The sequence below is a fragment of the Pseudomonas sp. 05N434 genome (assembly GCF_056396965.1).
Map to the genome: position 1 here is coordinate 1 of NZ_JBFTMK010000799.1, position 1593 is coordinate 1593.

The 1593-nt window shown below is 59.2% G+C and carries 2 protein-coding genes; both read right to left on the bottom strand.

The window, feature by feature from the left end; translation table 11 throughout:
- Positions 1-240: 240 nt before the first annotated feature.
- Positions 241-984 (bottom strand): SDR family NAD(P)-dependent oxidoreductase, encoded by a 744-nt coding sequence (locus AC1DLB_RS29515; protein WP_018927772.1) that lies wholly within the window; start codon positions 982-984, stop codon positions 241-243.
- A gap of 39 nt (positions 985-1023) precedes the next feature.
- On the bottom strand, positions 1024-1593 hold a 570-nt coding region (locus AC1DLB_RS29520; protein WP_477786240.1), incomplete at its 5' end, for an oxygen-independent coproporphyrinogen III oxidase.

A 1593-nucleotide genomic window follows, 5' to 3' on the forward strand; every position in this document is an offset into this window, starting at 1 on the left:
GGTAAGTACAACGTGGGCAATAAAATCGAGTTTGCCGAGGGTACGTCGCACTAGATTTTGTGTCTGAACATCGAAATACACATCGCACTTGTGGCGAGGGAGCTTGCTCCCGCTGGGGCGCGAAGCGGCCCTAAAAGCAGTCACTGCGTACATTCAGATTAAACGCAGGTGCTGATTTTACGACTGCTACGCAGCCGAGCGGGAGCAAGCTCCCTCGCCACAGGGTTTGTGTTCACCTCTTCAGCTCAGGGTATAACCGTTATCGACTTTCCAGTCCTGACCATAAACACCCCGCGCGCCTTGAGACAGCTGAAAAACAATCACGTTGGCCACCGCAGACGCATCGAGGAAATGACCGGGCAGCAGACGTTTGCCGAGGGTGCCGGCAACGTCGTCGAGTTCCCCGTCGCTCAACCCCAGGTTGTCCCACATCGAGGTCGCGGTCGGCCCCGGGGAGACCAGATTGATGCGCACGTCATAACGCGCGAATTCCACCGCCAACGTGCGCGCCTGCGCCGCCAGCGCGGCCTTGCTGGCAATGCAGGCGGCCAGACCGGGAAAACTCGAGCCGGTCAGGAAGCTGCCGACAAACACCACCGAAGCCGGACTCGCCAACTCCCCGCGTAACGCCGCCAGGGTATTCAACGCCCCGGCGCCGTTGACCGCCCACTGACGCTGGAAGGCCGGCATGTCGAGGCTATCGGCCATTTCGGCGATACCCGCGTTGGGCACCAGATAATCCACCTGGCCCAGTGTCGATGCACGTTGGGCCAGCGCCTGCAGGTCATCCTGACAGGTCACGTCACCGGCACACCATTGCAGGCGCTCGCCATAGATCTGCTGCAAGGCCGGCAATTCCCCGATTTTCCGTGACATCGCCAGCACCTTGACCCCGCGCGGCAACAGCGCCGCACACAGGGCCAGGCCTATCCCGGAACTGGCACCCGTGACCACCGCCAAACGATCCTGAAACTCGGTTCTCATCATTTCCTCCTGGCATCGCGGACGCCAGCACTGGGGACTTCAAACGGTACGTGAAAACCGGCCTTTTTGATCACCGCCCAAGTAGGCATCAAACGCCATCGCGGCGCTGCGCATCATCAAATGCCCGTGTGGCAACAACACCAACGCGTCTTTGTGAATCTGCAGCAAGCCATCGCGAACATGCTCGTCGAGTTGCATCAGCGCATCGGCAAAATAATCGGTAAAGCAGATGTCATGACCCGCTTCAAACTTGCCGAAGTCGATCCGGCCGTGGCACATCAGATCGCTGATCACTTCACGGCGCAGCCGATCATCGGCGCTCAACCGGTAACCCCGATGCACAGGCAACAAGCCTTGATCAATACGAGCGTAGTACTGAGAAAGCTCCTTGACGCTCTGGCTGTAGCTGTCGCCGACCTTACCGATGGAGGACACCCCGAGACCGATCAGATCGCAGTCGGCGTGGGTGGAATAACCCTGGAAATTGCGTTGCAACGTGCCATTGGCCCGGGCCAGCGCCAACTCATCGTCCGGCAAGGCGAAATGGTCCATGCCGATATAGATATAACCGGCCTCAGTCAGACGACGGACAGTCAGTTCAAGCAATTC

Bases quoted from the DNA above. Each gene is read 5' to 3' on its own strand.
- AC1DLB_RS29515 (WP_018927772.1), bottom strand. From the start codon at position 984: ATGAGAACCGAGTTTCAGGATCGTTTGGCGGTGGTCACGGGTGCCAGT.